The sequence below is a fragment of the Halovenus amylolytica genome, from assembly GCA_004015825.1.
Taxonomy (GTDB): Archaea; Halobacteriota; Halobacteria; order Halobacteriales; family Haloarculaceae; genus Halovenus; species Halovenus amylolytica.
Genome location: ML137216.1, coordinates 115,589 through 131,771 on the forward strand (window position 1 = coordinate 115,589; position 16,183 = coordinate 131,771).

At 57.2% G+C, this 16,183-nt stretch carries 14 protein-coding genes and 1 pseudogene; 13 read left to right on the forward strand and 2 right to left on the reverse strand.

The annotated features are described in order from the left end of the window. The first annotated feature begins 149 nt into the window (after window positions 1–149). The 3 genes from EOW68_RS01715 to EOW68_RS01725 all read left to right on the forward strand — a co-directional run bounded on the left by EOW68_RS01715 (window position 150) and on the right by EOW68_RS01725 (window position 3,829). A complete protein-coding gene (locus EOW68_RS01715; RefSeq protein WP_128223452.1) occupies window positions 150–647 on the forward strand; it encodes a DUF1269 domain-containing protein in 498 nt (165 codons plus the stop codon). A gap of 374 nt (window positions 648–1,021) precedes the next feature. Further along, a complete protein-coding gene (locus EOW68_RS01720; RefSeq protein WP_431358694.1) occupies window positions 1,022–2,581 on the forward strand; it encodes an MFS transporter in 1,560 nt (519 codons plus the stop codon). Between the two features lie 774 nt (window positions 2,582–3,355). Beyond that, window positions 3,356–3,829 carry a hypothetical protein gene (locus EOW68_RS01725; RefSeq protein WP_128223454.1) on the forward strand — a complete coding sequence of 158 codons (474 nt, stop codon included), beginning with the start codon at window positions 3,356–3,358 and terminating at the stop codon, window positions 3,827–3,829. Between the two features lie 174 nt (window positions 3,830–4,003). Here EOW68_RS01725 and EOW68_RS01730 read toward each other — a convergent pair whose 3' ends face one another. Together EOW68_RS01730 and EOW68_RS01735 are read right to left on the reverse strand one after the other, a co-directional pair. Beyond that, window positions 4,004–4,807: an alpha/beta fold hydrolase gene (locus EOW68_RS01730; RefSeq protein WP_128223455.1), complete on the reverse strand. Its 804-nt coding sequence runs from the start codon at window positions 4,805–4,807 to the stop codon at window positions 4,004–4,006. A gap of 651 nt (window positions 4,808–5,458) precedes the next feature. Beyond that, window positions 5,459–6,139 carry an alpha/beta fold hydrolase gene (locus tag EOW68_RS01735; protein WP_431358690.1) on the reverse strand — a complete coding sequence of 227 codons (681 nt, stop codon included), beginning with the start codon at window positions 6,137–6,139 and terminating at the stop codon, window positions 5,459–5,461. A 123-nt stretch (window positions 6,140–6,262) separates the two neighbouring features. Here EOW68_RS01735 and EOW68_RS01740 point away from each other — a divergent pair, with 123 nt between their 5' ends. From EOW68_RS01740 to EOW68_RS01775, 10 genes and pseudogenes are all read left to right on the forward strand, one after another. Further along, window positions 6,263–7,060, forward strand: a complete 798-nt coding sequence (locus EOW68_RS01740; RefSeq protein ID WP_128223457.1) for a helix-turn-helix transcriptional regulator — start codon at window positions 6,263–6,265, stop codon at window positions 7,058–7,060. A gap of 120 nt (window positions 7,061–7,180) precedes the next feature. After that, on the forward strand, window positions 7,181–7,969 hold the full coding sequence (locus EOW68_RS01745) for a helix-turn-helix transcriptional regulator (RefSeq protein WP_128223458.1): 789 nt from the start codon (window positions 7,181–7,183) through the stop codon (window positions 7,967–7,969). A 106-nt stretch (window positions 7,970–8,075) separates the two neighbouring features. Next, on the forward strand, window positions 8,076–9,815 hold the full coding sequence (locus EOW68_RS01750; protein WP_128223459.1) for a vanadium-dependent haloperoxidase: 1,740 nt from the start codon (window positions 8,076–8,078) through the stop codon (window positions 9,813–9,815). Between the two features lie 683 nt (window positions 9,816–10,498). Continuing rightward, the gene (locus tag EOW68_RS01755; protein ID WP_128223460.1) at window positions 10,499–10,753 is read left to right on the forward strand and encodes a DUF433 domain-containing protein; all 255 of its coding nucleotides are present in this window, start codon (window positions 10,499–10,501) and stop codon (window positions 10,751–10,753) included. Window positions 10,754–10,870: 117 nt separating this feature from the next. After that, window positions 10,871–11,134, forward strand: a pseudogene (locus tag EOW68_RS18360) (hypothetical protein); the annotation flags it as partial. 312 nt (window positions 11,135–11,446) lie between these two features. Next, window positions 11,447–13,765, forward strand: coding sequence for an amino acid permease (locus tag EOW68_RS01760; RefSeq protein WP_128223461.1), 2,319 nt, complete (start codon window positions 11,447–11,449; stop codon window positions 13,763–13,765). A 214-nt stretch (window positions 13,766–13,979) separates the two neighbouring features. Next, window positions 13,980–14,261 carry an NmrA family NAD(P)-binding protein gene (locus tag EOW68_RS18365; RefSeq protein ID WP_431358691.1) on the forward strand — a complete coding sequence of 94 codons (282 nt, stop codon included), beginning with the start codon at window positions 13,980–13,982 and terminating at the stop codon, window positions 14,259–14,261. A gap of 516 nt (window positions 14,262–14,777) precedes the next feature. Next, entirely contained in the window at window positions 14,778–15,266 is a 489-nt protein-coding gene (locus EOW68_RS01770; protein WP_128223463.1) for a type II toxin-antitoxin system death-on-curing family toxin, read from the forward strand. 25 nt (window positions 15,267–15,291) lie between these two features. Continuing rightward, on the forward strand, window positions 15,292–15,432 hold the full coding sequence (locus tag EOW68_RS18370) for a hypothetical protein (RefSeq protein WP_431358692.1): 141 nt from the start codon (window positions 15,292–15,294) through the stop codon (window positions 15,430–15,432). 358 nt (window positions 15,433–15,790) lie between these two features. After that, entirely contained in the window at window positions 15,791–16,183 is a 393-nt protein-coding gene (locus EOW68_RS01775; RefSeq protein WP_128223464.1) for a DUF8158 family protein, read from the forward strand.

Genomic DNA, 16,183 nt, shown 5'->3' on the forward strand with positions numbered 1-16,183 from the left:
GTAAAATTGGCAGCGATTTAGTTATATACTGAAGAGTTCAAGATTCGCTCTTGAGAGGCTGTCACACAGCATCTTACTCCGGAGTAAGGTAATGTATCTCTTCCAGTCCGGGGTACTTAACTAATATCTGTCCTGCTCTGCGGTAAATTATGAGTTCACTCGTTGTACTCACATTCGAGGACGAAGATGGTGCGGAAGACATGCGTGATCGCATGTTCGACTTCCAGAAACGCAGGCTGATTACTATCGAAGACGCGGCAGTTGTCAAGCGCAAGAAAAACGGCAAGACGAAAGTAAAACAGGCCTACAGCCTCGTCGGTGCGGGTGCACTGGGTGGTGCCTTCTGGGGAATGCTCATCGGGCTCCTGTTTTTCGCGCCGTGGCTCGGCCTGATCGCTGGCGCTGCTGGCGGTGCCCTCAGTGGCAAACTGGGTGATATCGGTATCGACGATTCATTCATCAAAGAAGTCGGTGAGGCGATCGAGCCCGGCCAGTCGGCACTGTTTCTCCTCGCGCGGGAGGCACAGATCGAACGTATCCGAGAGGAAACGAAGGGGATCAACTTCGAGATAATCCAGACCAATCTTTCGCCAACCGAGGAGACGCAACTCCGAGAGACTTTCGCCGCCGAAGAACTCGCGGGCTGATGACAGAGAAGCCACGTGCTCGTCCGAGACTGTTCAAACTGTCGAACCACCGGCCACAGAACCGGGTCGATCCGCCAAGCGTCTCTCGGAACGTGCCCGACACCCCATCGCGGCTGTGGTGAACTATCAGATTGCGTGTAATCTTGCTGTTTCCGAGAGGTTGGAACGATGATCGATATATTTCAACACGATTTCTCGGCAGTAAGACACTCACGTTCGCAGACCGCCGAGTGTACATATGAGTAGTCCGATCGTCATATCAAAATGATATGACCTCCGATACGAGCACCACCCTTCTCGACGGGAACACAGCACCGGACAGAACCGAGGGGCGGTTGGCCTACTGGGGGCCAGCAATCGCCGTCAGTCTCGCGATGTTTATCGGCGTCATCGACTCGACGCTGATGAACGTGGCAATCCCCGCGATCGTCGTCGACCTGGACACGACCGTTCCGGTGGTCCAGGGAGCAATCGCTTTCTATGCGATGGTGATGGCTGCGTTGATTCTCCCCGGTGGGAAGCTGTCGTCGATGTACGGCATTCGGCGGCTGATGACGGCGACACTGATCGTCTACGGAATCGGAACGACGCTGGCGGCGGTGAGCTGGAACGTCGCTGTCCTCTACGTCGGCTGGTCGCTCGTCGAGGGTGCTGCTGCGGCCGTACTGCTGCCACTGACGTTTACTGTCTTGCTCGTCAGCTACGAGGGAGCCGACCGGCTGAAAGCGCTCGGGATTCTCGCAGGTGTGAACGCTGCTGGTGCTGCCTTTGGCCCACTGCTGGGCGGGGCGGTGACCACGTTCGCGAGCTGGCGATGGGGGTTCGGAATCGAGGTCGTAATCGTCTTCGTCGCACTCGCTTTCGTCCGGTATCTTCCCGGTGAGCGCCTGAGCGAAACCCGGGTGAAATTAGATGTGGGTGGGACTGTTCTCTCGATTCTCGGCACGACAGCGCTTGTGGGTGGTGTGCTTCTGGCTGGGCGATACGGGTGGTTGCTGGCCCGGCGTCCGTTCGTCGTCGGCGGTGTCCAGATTGATCTGTTCGGTATGTCACCGACTGTCTGGCTCGTCGGACTCGGACTCGTTACGTTCGCTGCCTTCGTCCAGTACGAGCGTCGAATCGAGCAGACTGGCAGGTCACCACTGGTCCCGGTCCACCTGTTGGCGAACGGCTCGTTCACGGCTGGTATCGTCACCAACGCCGTCCGATCACTGGTCATGGCCGGGTTCATCTTCGTCGTTCCGGTCTTTCTCCAGTCAGGTGCTGGATACACAGCGTTCGAGACTGGGGTTGCCATGCTCCCCTTCTCCATCGCGACGTTCGTTGCGTCAATTTTCACCACGGGGTGGCGACGGATTGTCTCGCCGAGAGCACTCGTTCAGGCTGGCATCGTTCTCATGGGGATGGGGCTCCTCGTGCTGGTCTCACAGACGACGATCGACGTTACGATCGTCCAGCTCGCCGCCCCTATGACCGTAATCGGTTTCGGACTCGGACTCGTCATGGCACAACTGATCGAGATGACACTCTCCGCTGTCGAGGCCACCGACTCGGCGGCTGCATCCGGCGTTTTGAACGCAACGATGATGCTCGGGTACTCGTTCGGGACAGCAATTGTCGGCACCTACTTGCTCAGGCAGTTCTACGGGGGAGTCATCGATGGTGTGCTGGGCGGAACGAACGTGTCAGCCGACGAGCGCAATACGCTCGTGGAGGCCCTCGAACAGGCTGCAGAGACGGCGACTCAAGAGACCCAACAGAACTTTTTGACTCAACTGTCCCCCGAACAGCGGGAACTACTGGCTAGCGTGTTCGAAACTGCAACCGTGCAAGCACAGCGAGGGACGCTGTTGCTTCTCACCCTCTTCGTCGGTTTCCTCCTTCTCACGTCGACGCTCCTCCCGTCTGGTGAGGTGGACGAACGCGACACTTGAACCGCTGCATGGACGTAGCGAACTACGGAATCGAACCGCCACGGTTCAGAACCGTTCGCGGCCTGAACGAAGGCATACCCGTTGCGTCAGGTGAGGGCCAAACCGGCGTTTGAATGGCTCTGATATTGGATTACGACCGAAAAATCTGCGATGGGCGCTGCAGGTGCTCGTTCGTCGATCGAACGAATCGTCTTTTCGGGCCTGAAACGGCCGAAATCGGCACGCTCAGAAGGGTATCTGTAGCCGCTATCTTCAATGTCCGAAAGGTATACTTCCCCTGGAAATTCGGAATTCGACTCAAACTATTCCCGGCGGGTCACCTGATTGGAACAGGCAGTCATAGATAGCCCGTGATCTCGTCGGCAAGAAGACGCTGATGAACGCCATTCTCCCTGTGTTGACTCATAGTGATTATTGCGGTGATTTTCAGTACGGAAGCGAAAACAAGGCTGTTTCGGCCCTAATAGACCGGTTCTATCGGAAACTGGTGGTAAAGACTTGCAATAATCACTATCAGAGGGTTCGCGGTTCCCACACCTCAAAAATACTAGTAGCTTGCCTCCAGAGATTTTCCACACATTTGTTTCAATTTTGAAGGGAGAAACATTAATACGGTGCTTGCAGATATTTTCTAATGAGGTGTATGAGAGTGATTACCAAACACATAAGAACAGTAATCAACGAGTCAGGACCGAGCGTTGAGGACAACGAGCTGGGGGATCGATTATGAGCAACTCTTACTCTGACCATTTGGAGGGGGTTTGGGTAAATCTAGTGACTGGACGTGGGAGATACACCGGTACCGACGACCACGTCTACCTCGGCGTCTACGGACCCGAGGGAGGTCGCGAGTTCGCGCTCGACGTTGCTGGGTTCGATGACTGGGAACCGGACAGCTCTGTGGATTACAGGTTTGGATCCGGTGGCGGAGCCGGGCGTGATCCCAGAACTGCCGAGGACCAGCTGTACAATATATCAATATCCACTCCCGACATCACCCACGTGTACCTTCGCAAGCAGGGGGACCGGACGCGGAGTGGCGATGACTACTGGGAACTCTCGGACGCCACTGTCTATCTCTTTCCCCGGGGAAGCGGTGGCCGGGTATTTACCTTACCGGGAACGGCGAGACTCGGCAACGAGTACGGGCACAAAGTCTGGCTAGAGGAGAGAACGGATGGGACCGTTCACGCCGACGACCCAACGTTAAAAGAGGTGAGAGCCAAGTTCGAACAGGATCAAGAGTAGGCCGTAAGACAACGTATCGGAAACCAGCCAGCGAAGACCGGTGCAATGAGTTCGAGATCCCCTGAATATATTTGGAAAATCCGCTGGATACGTGCTCTATATGCAGCGCGGCTTCTGAAACCTATCACCGTTCGAGGGTTTCAACAAACTTACTGGACAGAGGGTGAATTTCCGTCACAGCGTGTCGATAAACTCGCCGAGGATCTGGTTGAACCGCTCGGGTTCTTCAATAGTGAGACAGTGACCACTGTTTTCGAAGCGTTCAAACTGAGAGTTCGGTACGAGTTCTGCGACATATTGGACGGACGCAACGCTGCGCCACTTTTCATCCGCTCCAGCACACACCAACGTTGCAACGTCAATCTCGGTGAGTATATCCCGATAATCACGGAGGTACAGTAATCCAAAGAGTGACGCACCGTGGATTGATGCTGGCGTCCGTGACCCTTCGTCGAGTATCAGATTGCGAAGTTCCCGCGATGGTGGTTCACTGAGCATCGCCTTCGCTTGCTGATCGAGGAGTTCGATCGGCGACATCTGGATCTGATGGATGGCCTCTTCGAGATCATCGATCCCGTAACTCCCGTAGTCGTAGTCATCCCGTTTCAGCGGTGATGGTTCCATGTCGATATCGACGAGCGCCCGAATCTGATCAGTCCCGAACTGATGAATGTATTCCCAGGAAACTACGGCTCCCATCGACCACCCGACGAGAACGACATCGTCGAGACCGAGTTGCTCTATGAACGATCGCACGTCGTCGGCATACTGTTGCATAGTGTGGCCGAGTTCGGTCTTCTCGGATCGACCATGTCCTCTAAAATCGACCCCTATCGTCCGATATTCACCAGACATCGCCGTCAACTGTGGTTCGAAATATCGAAGACCCGCCGTGGCTCCATGAAGAAATACGATCGGTTGCCCCTCTCCGTGATCCTCATAATAGAGATCAGCCCCGTTGCACTGGATGATTGGCATAGCAGCGATAGTACGTTGCAGTGACTAATAATACCGAGCAGGGTTTCAAAATGTGCTGAATGTCGTCTCTGAGTGAAACTTCGACATTCATTTTGCGAGTCTACCGCTCCGACAACAGGTAGAAAATCCTGAATTTTCATAGAACTGGTGTGCGAGATAGAGAGGATACAGTCAGCATAGCAACGACAATTTTCAGTTTTTCGTTACCGAATCAATCACTCAGTGTCGGTGCGATCCTACCACTGGTGAGCGCCAATACTGACGATCGCCCCACAGCGAGCGCATTCCGAGACGACCAGCGGGTCGGATGGAGAATGCTTTACGACGACATCAGTGCCCCCAGTTGGCCCACCACACCGCTTGCAGACGACCGGTCGAGTTTCTCTCATTTTTCAGTACCCCATTAAAGGAACGTCACCGACCGAAATAAACGAATTCGACATTTTATCGCCTGATATGGTATCTGTACCGAGTGATGTGCTCACTCAAAAACTGGCGGAAACCAAATGCAGGATATACGCGTTGACTCTTGTGTGATGGTGAATCGCCGGAGTTCATGGGATTTGATGAATTCCCTGAAACGGCCGAAATCGGTCCACGTATACTGTCGGCTGTAAGAAACTGAAGAATTGCGCCACAGAGTCAGGTTCCTCACGCCGGCAAAACAGCCACTACCTCGTCGATTACCTCGTGGCGATCGGACGCCGAAAACAGCTGATGTTTCCCATCGTACAGACGGATCTGGTCGGACGAAACCGCTGTTCCGATCGCGTGGAGACTTACGATCGTATCCGAAAGCGAGGCGAAGACGACGGCGTCGTTGCTGATTGACGGACGCGTCTGTTGTGCGCGATAAATCTCTGTAATAAAGACCGGTGAGATCCGTTTCGGGAGTTGCTCCCATTCGTGATCCGAAACGTGGACTCCGAGTTCCTCGCGGCGTGTTTTAATCGGGAGGATGCGAGCTCGGAACGGGAGTCGTAAAACGAGCCACCGCTCCCAGGCGGAAACCTTCGCCTCGTAGATCCCCCACCACGGAGAGAGATACACCTCCTTTGCAGACGTCTCCAGAAACGCCGCGACAAGTCCACCCAGGCTGTGACCCACGATCCCCGCCGGTTCGTGCTCATCATGTAATCGCTGGACTGGTCGACGGTACTCTCGTTCGAAATCCGTGATATCGGTGGGAAACTGAACCGCATGAACCCGATAGCCGGCGTCGGTGAGCCGGTCTATCATCCAGCCCACGGTTGCACTATCGAATCGGTTGCCAAATCCCATAATAAAAAGGAGCGTTGGTTTCCCTGACTCGTTGAACGTCCGACTGTCCATATTCAGGTACTTCCGTGGCAGGAGGGAAAACAATACCTCTGGATTCCGAAGTTGCATCACCATTCCAGGGCAAAACCCAACACACTTTTTTCATAATCATGCGACATTGCAGTTGGCGAAACAATGACTGATTCGGAAGGTGCGTTCGGGTCTCTCGTGTTTCTCGCGAGGTCACCGAATCGGATCGCGGTACTCGACGCCCTCGCAACTGAGGAACCGGTCGACCGCCGCGACCTGGTCGATGATCTCGGCCTCTCCCGGGTGACGGTGACGCGGATCATCAACGCGCTCGAATCGCGAGGATGGATCACCAGTGAGGGTGCCGCCTACCAGGCCACACCTGTCGGTGAGGTCATCCTTGAAGAGGTTCAGTCGCTCCTCGATACGTTCGAGTCAATGGAACGGCTTTCACTGGTGCGTCCCTGGCTTCCGGCCGACTTCGATGTTGATCTCCGTCGACTGACGGACGCTCGCATTACGTTGCCGACCTGGAGCGACTCCGTTGCACCGGTACGCCGGGCGGCGGAGGTCTGTCGCGGGGTAGACGAACTCCGGGTCTGTGCGTCGGGCGTCGCGCCGGATGTCATTCAGGGGATCCGCGACGCCGCTGTCGAGGACGATACCGATGTCGAGGTCGTGTTGACGACGGACGCCATCGAGGTGGTCCGGGACGACCCGACGATGCGGACGTGGTTCAGGGACCTCGTTGCCAGCGACGGACGAGTCTACGAACATCCCGGTCATCCGTATCTGATCGGGCTTTGCGACCGCATAGCGGTTATCGGAATAAACGACGGTGACGGAATGCCGCGGGGACTTGTCGAGTCGACGGATACGGCAGTCTACGAGTGGGCTCGCTCGACAACTGACCGATGTCGAGAGGAGGCCAAACCGATCAGGGGTGACGCGTTCTCTGCGTGAGAACAGTTTGTCATCTGTCGAGGAGAGAATCCGGGAGTGTCGATCAAGAGAATATCCGAACAGTCGCTCTCCAGGCTCACGGCAAGACAGTGATATTGTGATCTACGTCTTATCTAATATATGACTTCATCTCTTGAGACAGTTGAATTTCTGGCTCGCTCGGAAAACCGTGTCCGTGCGTTGGCAACCCTCGCTACCCGTCCGTGCGACCGAAACGAACTCGCAGATGTGGTCGGTGTCTCCCGGGTGACGGCCCAGCGGATACTCGACGACTTCGTCCAGTACGGCTGGGCCACCGAGACGGACCGCACGTATCGAGCCACCGACCTCGGATCGATCGTCTCCGAGGCGTTCGAGACGCTCCTGGACACGGTTGATGCGACGCAGCGACTGGCGGCGGTCACCCCATGGTTACCGTCCGAGTTCGACGTCGACATGCGAAGCCTGACCGACGCCCGAATCACCCTTCCCACGCACAGTGATCCCCTCGCGCCGGTCCGACGGTCGACCGAGCTGATGGGCGAGGCCGCGTCCGTCCGTGGAGTGGGGGCGGGTATTGCCCCTGATGCGCTCCGAGTCAACCACGACTCCGTCGTTGACGGCGGCCAGTCGTTCGAGGTCGTTTTCTCCGGGGACGTTCTCGACGTCATCGCCGCTGATCCACGCATGTCAGGATGGATGCGCGAAATGCTCACGGCTGGCGCATCGGTGTATCGTCACGAGGAGATCGGCCTCCTCCTCGGCGAGTTCGACGGGGAGGTGGTCGGGTTCGGAGTCGGTGACGAGTCGGGCATCCCGCGTGGATTTGTCGAGAGCAAGGCCGAAGAAGTGCTCAAGTGGTTCGAGGAGACGTTCGAGCACCACCGCTTGGAGGCCGAGTTGGTCACCGCCGACGAGTTCACATCGTGAGCAGCGTTCACACCGTGAACAGTCTTCATCGGGAGTCTATATTCTCGGTCACATCGTCTTCTACGTAACGTCTAGCTTCACCCGAAGGGAGATGTAAGAGGAGAAAATGACAAACAATGGTGACAACGCTGTAGACACGGCAGCACGGTGTACGGAACAACCGATTCGCGGTTCGTCTGTCGATATGGAGTCTCACGCGACGAGAACTGGAGACTCCCGGCGTCAGTTCCTGGGCACCGTCGGTATCGCCGCTATCGGCTTTTTGCTCGGCTCGTCGGGACTGGCTCGCGCAAAGTCAGATACGGACGGCTGTTCGGACGATTTCGGAAATCGGGAGGAGAGTGTGCATGACAGACTTCGCGACGCGTACCGTCTCCGCGTTCGCACTGCACGCGATACGTTACTCGCTGGTGACCGGGTGACGACCCACAGGACGAACGGCGACCACGAGCGCTATCCCGACGCGATGGCGGATTTCACGAAGGGGCTTCCACATGATGACCACGGTATCGTCGACCCCGAGGCGTACGCCACCCTCCAGCGTGCGCTCGTAGAAGGTGATCTCGCGGCCTTCGACTCGATCCCGCGTGGCGGTCAGCGCCGACTCGCAGAGCCGGAGGGCGCACACGGGTTCGAACTGGTCGGCGTCGACCCTCACGGCGTCTCGGCGGACCCTGCGCCCGCATTCGCGAGCGCGGAGACCGCCGCCGAGATGGTCGAACTCTACTGGCAGGCGCTCTGTCGGGATATCCCGTTTCAGGAGTACCCGGACAGCGACCTGATCGCGGCGGCCGTCGACGACCTCAACAGCGTATCGGAGTTCACCGGGCCGACAAACGGCGGACAGGTCACGAGCGAGACGGTCTTCCGCGGCCTCGACCAGGGTAACCTGCAGGGGCCGTACCTCTCACAGTTCCTCTGGCAGACGATCACGCGGGGTGCGATCGAACTCACCCAGAAGATCCGGACGGGCGAACCCGGCGTGGACTACCTGACCGACTACGACGAGTGGCTCGCCAACCAGCGCGGAGCGATGCCAGCGCACGAACAGCGATTCGACGCCGAGAAGCGATTCATTCGTAACGGCCGCGACCTCGCCAGTTACGTCCAGCAGGATATCCCGTTCCAGGCCTACGAGAACGCGGCCCTCCTGTTGCTGAGTATGGGGGCGCTCGATCCCTCGCTGCCACACGATGCGGACGACACCACGGACGGACTGCTCAACTTCGGCCCGTTCGACGTCCTTGACGCGGTCATCACCGTGTTCAACTGCGCGCTGTCAGCCGCTTGGTACCACAAGTGGGTCGTCAACAAACGCCTCCGTCCCGAAGAGTTCGGTGGACGCGTCCACGACCATCGCACAGGCTGTGCGAGCTACCCGATACACGACGACCTGCTGACCTCGTCTGTGTTCGACCGTGTCGAAGAAGAGTTTGGGGCCTCCCTCCTCCCGCAGGCCTACCCCGAGGGGTGTCCGTTACACCCTTCGTATCCAGCAGGCCACGCGGTGATTGCTGGCGCATGCATCACCGTCCTGAAGGCGTACTTCGACGAGTCGTTCGTCTTCGAGAACCCGGTTCAGGCGACCACCGACGGCACTGCGCTCGAACCATACGTGGACGAGGATCTAACCGTGGGTAGCGAACTCCGGAAACTCGCGTCGAATATGGCGATCGGGCGCAACTGGGCAGGAATCCACTACCGGAGCGACGAACTGAGCGGCCTTCGGATCGGCGAAAAAGTAGCCATCAGTATCCTCGAAGAACGGAAGGAAATTTCCCTCCAGGGCCAGCAGTTCGAGGGATTCACCCTGACCACGTTCGACGGTGAGCGGATCCGAATCTGACTCGCTTCCGGATCCAGGATACTACCGGTTCGGTTTATTCGGGCAGTCGTCTAGTGTTTGTCGCATCCACTCAGGCATAGCACAGAAGAAGGAACGGAGTCTGCCTCCCGCTCGATGAGATGATGAGAGATATCTATCAGGACCTCGTCCGACGTGTCGCAGCAGCCGATCGAGAGTCAAACGGGATATCTACGACGCGCTGAAAAACGAGTGACGCAGACTTGCTGGATTTGGCCGTCGTTCTCGCTCACGCCAGGATAGCAAGTCAGCACTTGTGATCTCTTCATAACCTGCAGTTGTTACCGACCTCGCTTCAATGACCAATGATTAGAGGTATCAAACCGCCGCGCGGATGGAGCGAACCACGGGACGGAACCGCCGCTATCAGGATCGTTCAGCAATTGAACGAATGTAATCTGGACGCATTCGGTAAAACTAGCCGCAATCTTGCGATTTGAGCCCGAAAACTGCGATGGGCGCTGCAGGTGCTCGTTCGACTGTCGAACGAATCGTTCTTTTGGGCCTGAAACGGCCGGATTCGACAGGTTGAGAACGGCTATTTTCGAGCCGTGTCTGAGTCTTCGACTTTGTTAAATACCGATATACGTTGGCGAACGCTTTTGCGACACAAGGCGGTAGCAAGGAGCAACTAACGGGAGACTCGCCGTATCGCTCACGACCTCATGGGTGAACCCCACATCGCTGGACACCGTGTCAGCGTCCGCCAAGTGTACGCACTCGTCGGAGAGCGTGGTATCGATCCTGAAACTGTCGCGGATCGATACGACTTAGATGTGGCAGACGTCTACCACGCGCTCGCGTACTACCACGACCATCCTCGTGAGATGAGCGACACTGAAGCCGAACGAAAAGATCCGATGGAAACGTTTCGGGAATCGATCGAACGTCCTGACGGCGTCGCTCTGGACACCGCCTGACATGGTGGCGTGGCGGTTCCTTCTCGAGCAAAATATTGACCCGAAAGTAGTGACGTATCTCGAAAGGGAGGAACTGAGTGCCGAGCACGTTCGAGATACGCTCGGACAGGAACGGATGACAAAGACGATGTCCTCCCGTACGCCCGCGAGCACAACCGTCTCATCGCCACGAGTGATGTGAAAGATTTCGGCACGCTCCCGAGTGGTACCCACGCTGGTATCGTCCTGCTCTATGACGATACGATGTCCGCCTACCGGGTTTCCGCTCTGATACAGATGGTTGATACCTATCCGAGTCGATTCGTGAAGGCATGCTGTATATACAGCACGAACTTTTTACGCCTCGGGTTCGCCTCCGGCGAACCACTCGGCGCTCGATAAAAAAGCCCGACTGCTCTGCCTTCGGCCTCGCGGTCGGTGAACCGCGCTCGCTTCGTTCGTGAGGATGCTACTGCTGCATCTATCCTCTACATATTGCACGCTATGTATCACAGAAAGCAGATGAAATTTTCAGTCCGTGCAAGATAGAGGGCGCACACAGTCAGTGACACGACGGTCGTCCTCTACGTACCGGAAATCGTATTCTCTGCTACCGAATCGAGACCCCGACTCACGTGAAGTTGCTGACTAATCGATACTCTAACTAACACAGGACACATATAATAGTTGTCAAACTGACCAACGTGATCTCGTGTGAAATCAGGACTCAAGCGTGACTTAGGGCTGCTCCCGACGATGGCGATTGCCATCGGGGCGATGGTCGGAGCGGGCATATTCATTTTACCGGGCGTGGCGTTCATGGCCGTCAACGGGCCGGCGGTCGTTTTGGCCTTCCTGCTGGCCGGCATACTGATCCTCCCTGCCGCGTTCAGCGCCTCCGAGATGGCGACGGCAATGCCGGAGGACGGTGGCTCGTACGTGTTCGTCGAGCGGGGGATGGGCCCGCTTCTGGGCACTATCGCCGGCGTTGGCAATTGGTTCATGCTCTCGTTCAAGGGCGCGCTGGCACTCGTCGGTGGCGTTCCGTATCTCGTATTCATTGCACCGGGGATTGCCGAGTATATCATTCCGTTCGCGGTGGCGCTGGCAGTCTTCTTTACGATTATAAATATCGTGAGTGCTAAAAGCGCCGGCAGCCTCCAGTTCGTAATTGTCGGCGTGATGATCGTCGCGCTCGGGTACTTCATCGTGGGCGGTGTTCCCAGTATCGTTCCAGAACAGACTGCGGGGGCGTTGAACTTCGGGAGTGGCGGCCTGCTCGCGGCAACCGCGCTCGTGTTCATCTCGTATGCTGGAGTCATCAAGATATCCGCCGTCGCCGAGGAGGTGAAAGACCCCGGCAAGACGATTCCCCGAGCGATGATTGGGTCGCTCGTGCTCACCACCGCTCTGTACGTCGCGGTTGTTTACGTCGCGGTCGGTGTCGTCGATATCCCGGCCGCAATCGAAGCGGGTGACCTCCAGTCGGACGGCGAGGGTCCGATTATGGCGCTCGCCGCAGAACAGGTGCTCGGTCCAATCGGGACTGCCGTGATCGTCGCCGCGGCACTGTTGGCGCTCGCATCGACCGCGAACGCCGGCCTGTTGTCCGCGTCGCGGTTCCCGTTCGCAATGGCGCGGGACGGACTCGCGCCCCCCGCCTTCGAACGGGTCAGCGACCGGTTCAGTACGCCCGTGCTCTCTGTCGCAGTGTCGGGCGGAGTTGTCGCCCTGATGATTATCTTCCTCCCGATCGACCAGGTGGCGAAGTTCGGAAGCGCGTTCCAGATCATCGTCTTCATCCTGGTGAACGTCGCACTCATCGGGTTCCGCGAGGGCGCGGTCGACGGGTACGACCCCGTGTTCACTTCGCCGCTGTACCCGTGGATGCAGATATTCGGGATAGTGAGTGGGCTCCTCGTCCTCACGCAGGTTGGATTGGTCCCATTCGCGGGCGCGGCGTTTATTACCGCAGTGTCGATCGCGTACTTCTACCTCTACGTCCGGCCGCGCACCCACCGCGAGGGCGCGGCCCGCACCGGCGTCCGCAAGAACGTTGGCGAAACCGCACTCAAGCGAACGACGGACCTGTTCGCCGAACGACGGCGGTACGACACGCTGGTTGCGGTGACCGACGACACCCCAACGGAGACGAGCGCACAGATGCTCAGTCTCGCAGTCGAATTCTCCGAGTCCCGTCGGGGTGACATAACCGTCGGGACATTTAAACAAGTCCCGCCCCGGACCTTCACCGCAGGCGACACCACATCACCGCGCATCGACCCTCCCGAGTGGGCGGTAAACGTGACTACCAGCCCCGTCGGCATAGACGACGACAACCTTTCTGACGGTGGTGTTCAGGAGAGTCTCGACGACACGGCGGGCGCCGGGGCGCTGTCGAACGTCACTTTCCGTGAGACCAAAACCGAGGATGCTGGTCGCGCGGTCGTAGAGTACGCCTCCTTCCACGAGGAGGACTTCATCATGCTCGAACGCCGGGTGGAAGAGCTCTACGAACCGTACCGCGGGGGACTCAACAAATACGTGCTGAAGAACGCGCCGTGTGCCGTGTTGCTCGTCGAGGACCGCGGCTTCGACGGGGCCGACGAAATCGCAGTGGCGACAAATAGCGGGACGTACGATCCGGTGAAGCTACTCGTCGCCAACGAAATCGCCGAGGGAACCGGTGCGACGCTGACGTTACTGCAGACCGTCCCGGCAGACGCCTCGGACGAGCGTCGTGCCATCGTGCAGGAGTATCACGATAACCTCCGCCGGATACTCACTGTGGATGCGGACTCGCGGGTCCTGGAGACTGACGACCGGGTCGAGGGGCTCTCGCGGTTCGCGGAGTCGGCTGACCTGCTCGTCACGACGACTCAGCGGCGCGGGCTACAGGGTGCAGTGTTCGGCCGTCCCGGGGATCGACTCGTCGATAGTGTCGACTGTACTGCCGTGATGGTACAGCCGCTTGACAAGCGGCAGTCCGGCCTCATCCAGCGAGCCATCATCGACCGGATGTTCAACAGATAAGTGGAAACCCGAGACGTCTCCGCTTGGATGTGTCGTCCGGATGTCCCGTGCCTCGACCGCAAACGGGCACGTCACATTCGTCGGTATCATGTGTCGTTCACCTATCGGTGAAGTGTCCGGCCTGTCGAATGCTGTCGATATCTCGTTGCTGACGGCACAAGACTACGAACCCTCGAAGTGGACGGCTTATATTCGTTCGTGTCTGACACGGTCTATGACCGATTCGGTTCTCATTGCTGGCGCGACCGAAACAATGGGCGGGAGCGTCGTGGACGCACTGCTTGCAACAAGGGCGGAGTTCGACGTGCGTGGCCTCACACGCCGGCCGAACAGCGACGCGACAGTTGCACTGCGCCACCGAGGTGTTTCGATTGTCCAGGGCGACATGACCGTCCGAGAGGCGATGGACCGGTCGTGGCGTGTCGCTTCCGTTCGCGCTCGTTCAGGGGGTCGTGTACACGACGGCACGACTCGGCCTCGTCAGTCGAATCACTGACGACGTTTCGCGTGTACTGGGTCGTCCTCCGCAGTCGCTCGGTGAGTTCACTCGTGACCACGCTTCAGAGTTCCACTAGCGCACCACGAATTATCCTCTGTAGCCCCCGATTTTAGAGAATTGACATCCGGTTCCAGGGATCTCGCTGTAGCCTAGGAGATCTTTATTACCAAACCAACACTCGTGGATATCACCTGACCGGTTTCAATCGGCGATTGATTTTCTCCGTTGTGGCCAGTTTGTATGTACGCGAATCCTAAGACCGCACCATCCACAATCAGATTCATTCGACGATTAAACGAAAGCACCCCATTCGATCGACAGTCGCCACGCTGTCGGTCGATTATTGGGTTGTAAATGTATGGGCGCTGCAGGCTCTCGCTCGTCTGGAGAACGAGTCGGCTTTCAGGATGTGAGATGGCCAGATTCGGGTGTTTGAAACCGGACGATTCTGACTCATTCATCCGCCTAATCCATAGTAAGACATACACTTGGCCAGCATCGACATGGGAACGAATGTGTAAATCGTTGTGGTATCCATCCGTCGAGGATGTTCTCGCCATCCACGACGACATCGTTTCGGAGTACCCTGATACACCCTCCGGAGTCCAAAATCGGGGTGATATCGAGTTCGCGCTGCACTACATCGACGAGGGAAGCTTTGGCTCGACACCGGAGACGATCCACGAGAAATCGTATCACCACCTTCGATTTCTCGTCGCCAATCATCCCTTTGTCGATGCGGACAAGCGTACTGCTCTCAACACGACGGTTGTCTTCTATTTCCTCAATGGCTACCGGTTCGAATACGATGACAAAATCAGGACGATTTTGAAACAGTTCGGGACCGACGAGACGGCCGTCGATAGGGAAGACACTATCGAGTATCTCCGAAATCACACCGAAGAGTCGAGTTTAGCCGGTGAGATCGAAAAGTGGCGAGACGATCTGATCCAGTACGGCATAGAGCAACTGACCGACGATTCCTCGGACCCGAACGACTAACATCGTTCAGAGCATCAGTTCAGATATGGCTACCGAAGAAGGTGCGGAAACGGCGTCTCCACTTGACGAGGTGATGGAGGACATCCGTCGGGAGTTGGTTCAGCGAGTTGCGGCTGAAGACCGGAACGCGAATCGGGACATCTACGACGCCCTCGAAAACGAATAACTCGCCAGCGTTGCAATCTGCCATTGATTTTCTCTGTTGCTACCAGTGTGAATATACGCAAACTCCCGTGAAGTACCTCCGGGTCAAGCCCGGAGGCTTCACCGTTTAGGGCTGCACTGCACCGCAGGCGAATTTAATTCCCCTCGACCTTCCCCGCGATCAGGGTCGGCTGGAATTAACACCCGAACACTCGCTGTGTCCGTGAGGGTCGGCGGCTCCACCCCGCCCGACAACTCCCGTCGCACCACGCCAAAGACGCAGATTTTGAGAGGAGTCGCATTTCCAAACTGTCTCAGTCCGCGTTGGATTAAGATCTTTAACCCGTCTTTGTGAGTTTCTGACTGTCTCAGCTGTACGAATGTGGTTTGCTAAATCTTTTACTCTCGTTGAGGGCATCGATACCTCCAATATCGTACTACTCGATAGAATCCAAGAAAACACGGAGAACCCAACACACCCATCGATTGATACGGTCATCAATCGGGCGTTAAAACGCGCTGCTGATCCACGACCGATCGATCATCCAGACAGTCATTTCGATCAGTACATCAGGGATGCTATCGAGCGATTCGGCGAGGACAACGTGGTGAACTGTATCCGTCTCACCCTTGTTGACGGCTATACGCACCGAATGGCAGGCACGGCTGCCTTCGGTGAGGAGGACTATATCTGGGGAATCAACGTCGGGGTCGCAGCAACCGCCTATCTGCGAGAACTTCACCAAGAGGGAGAAGCATATACCGATTCATGA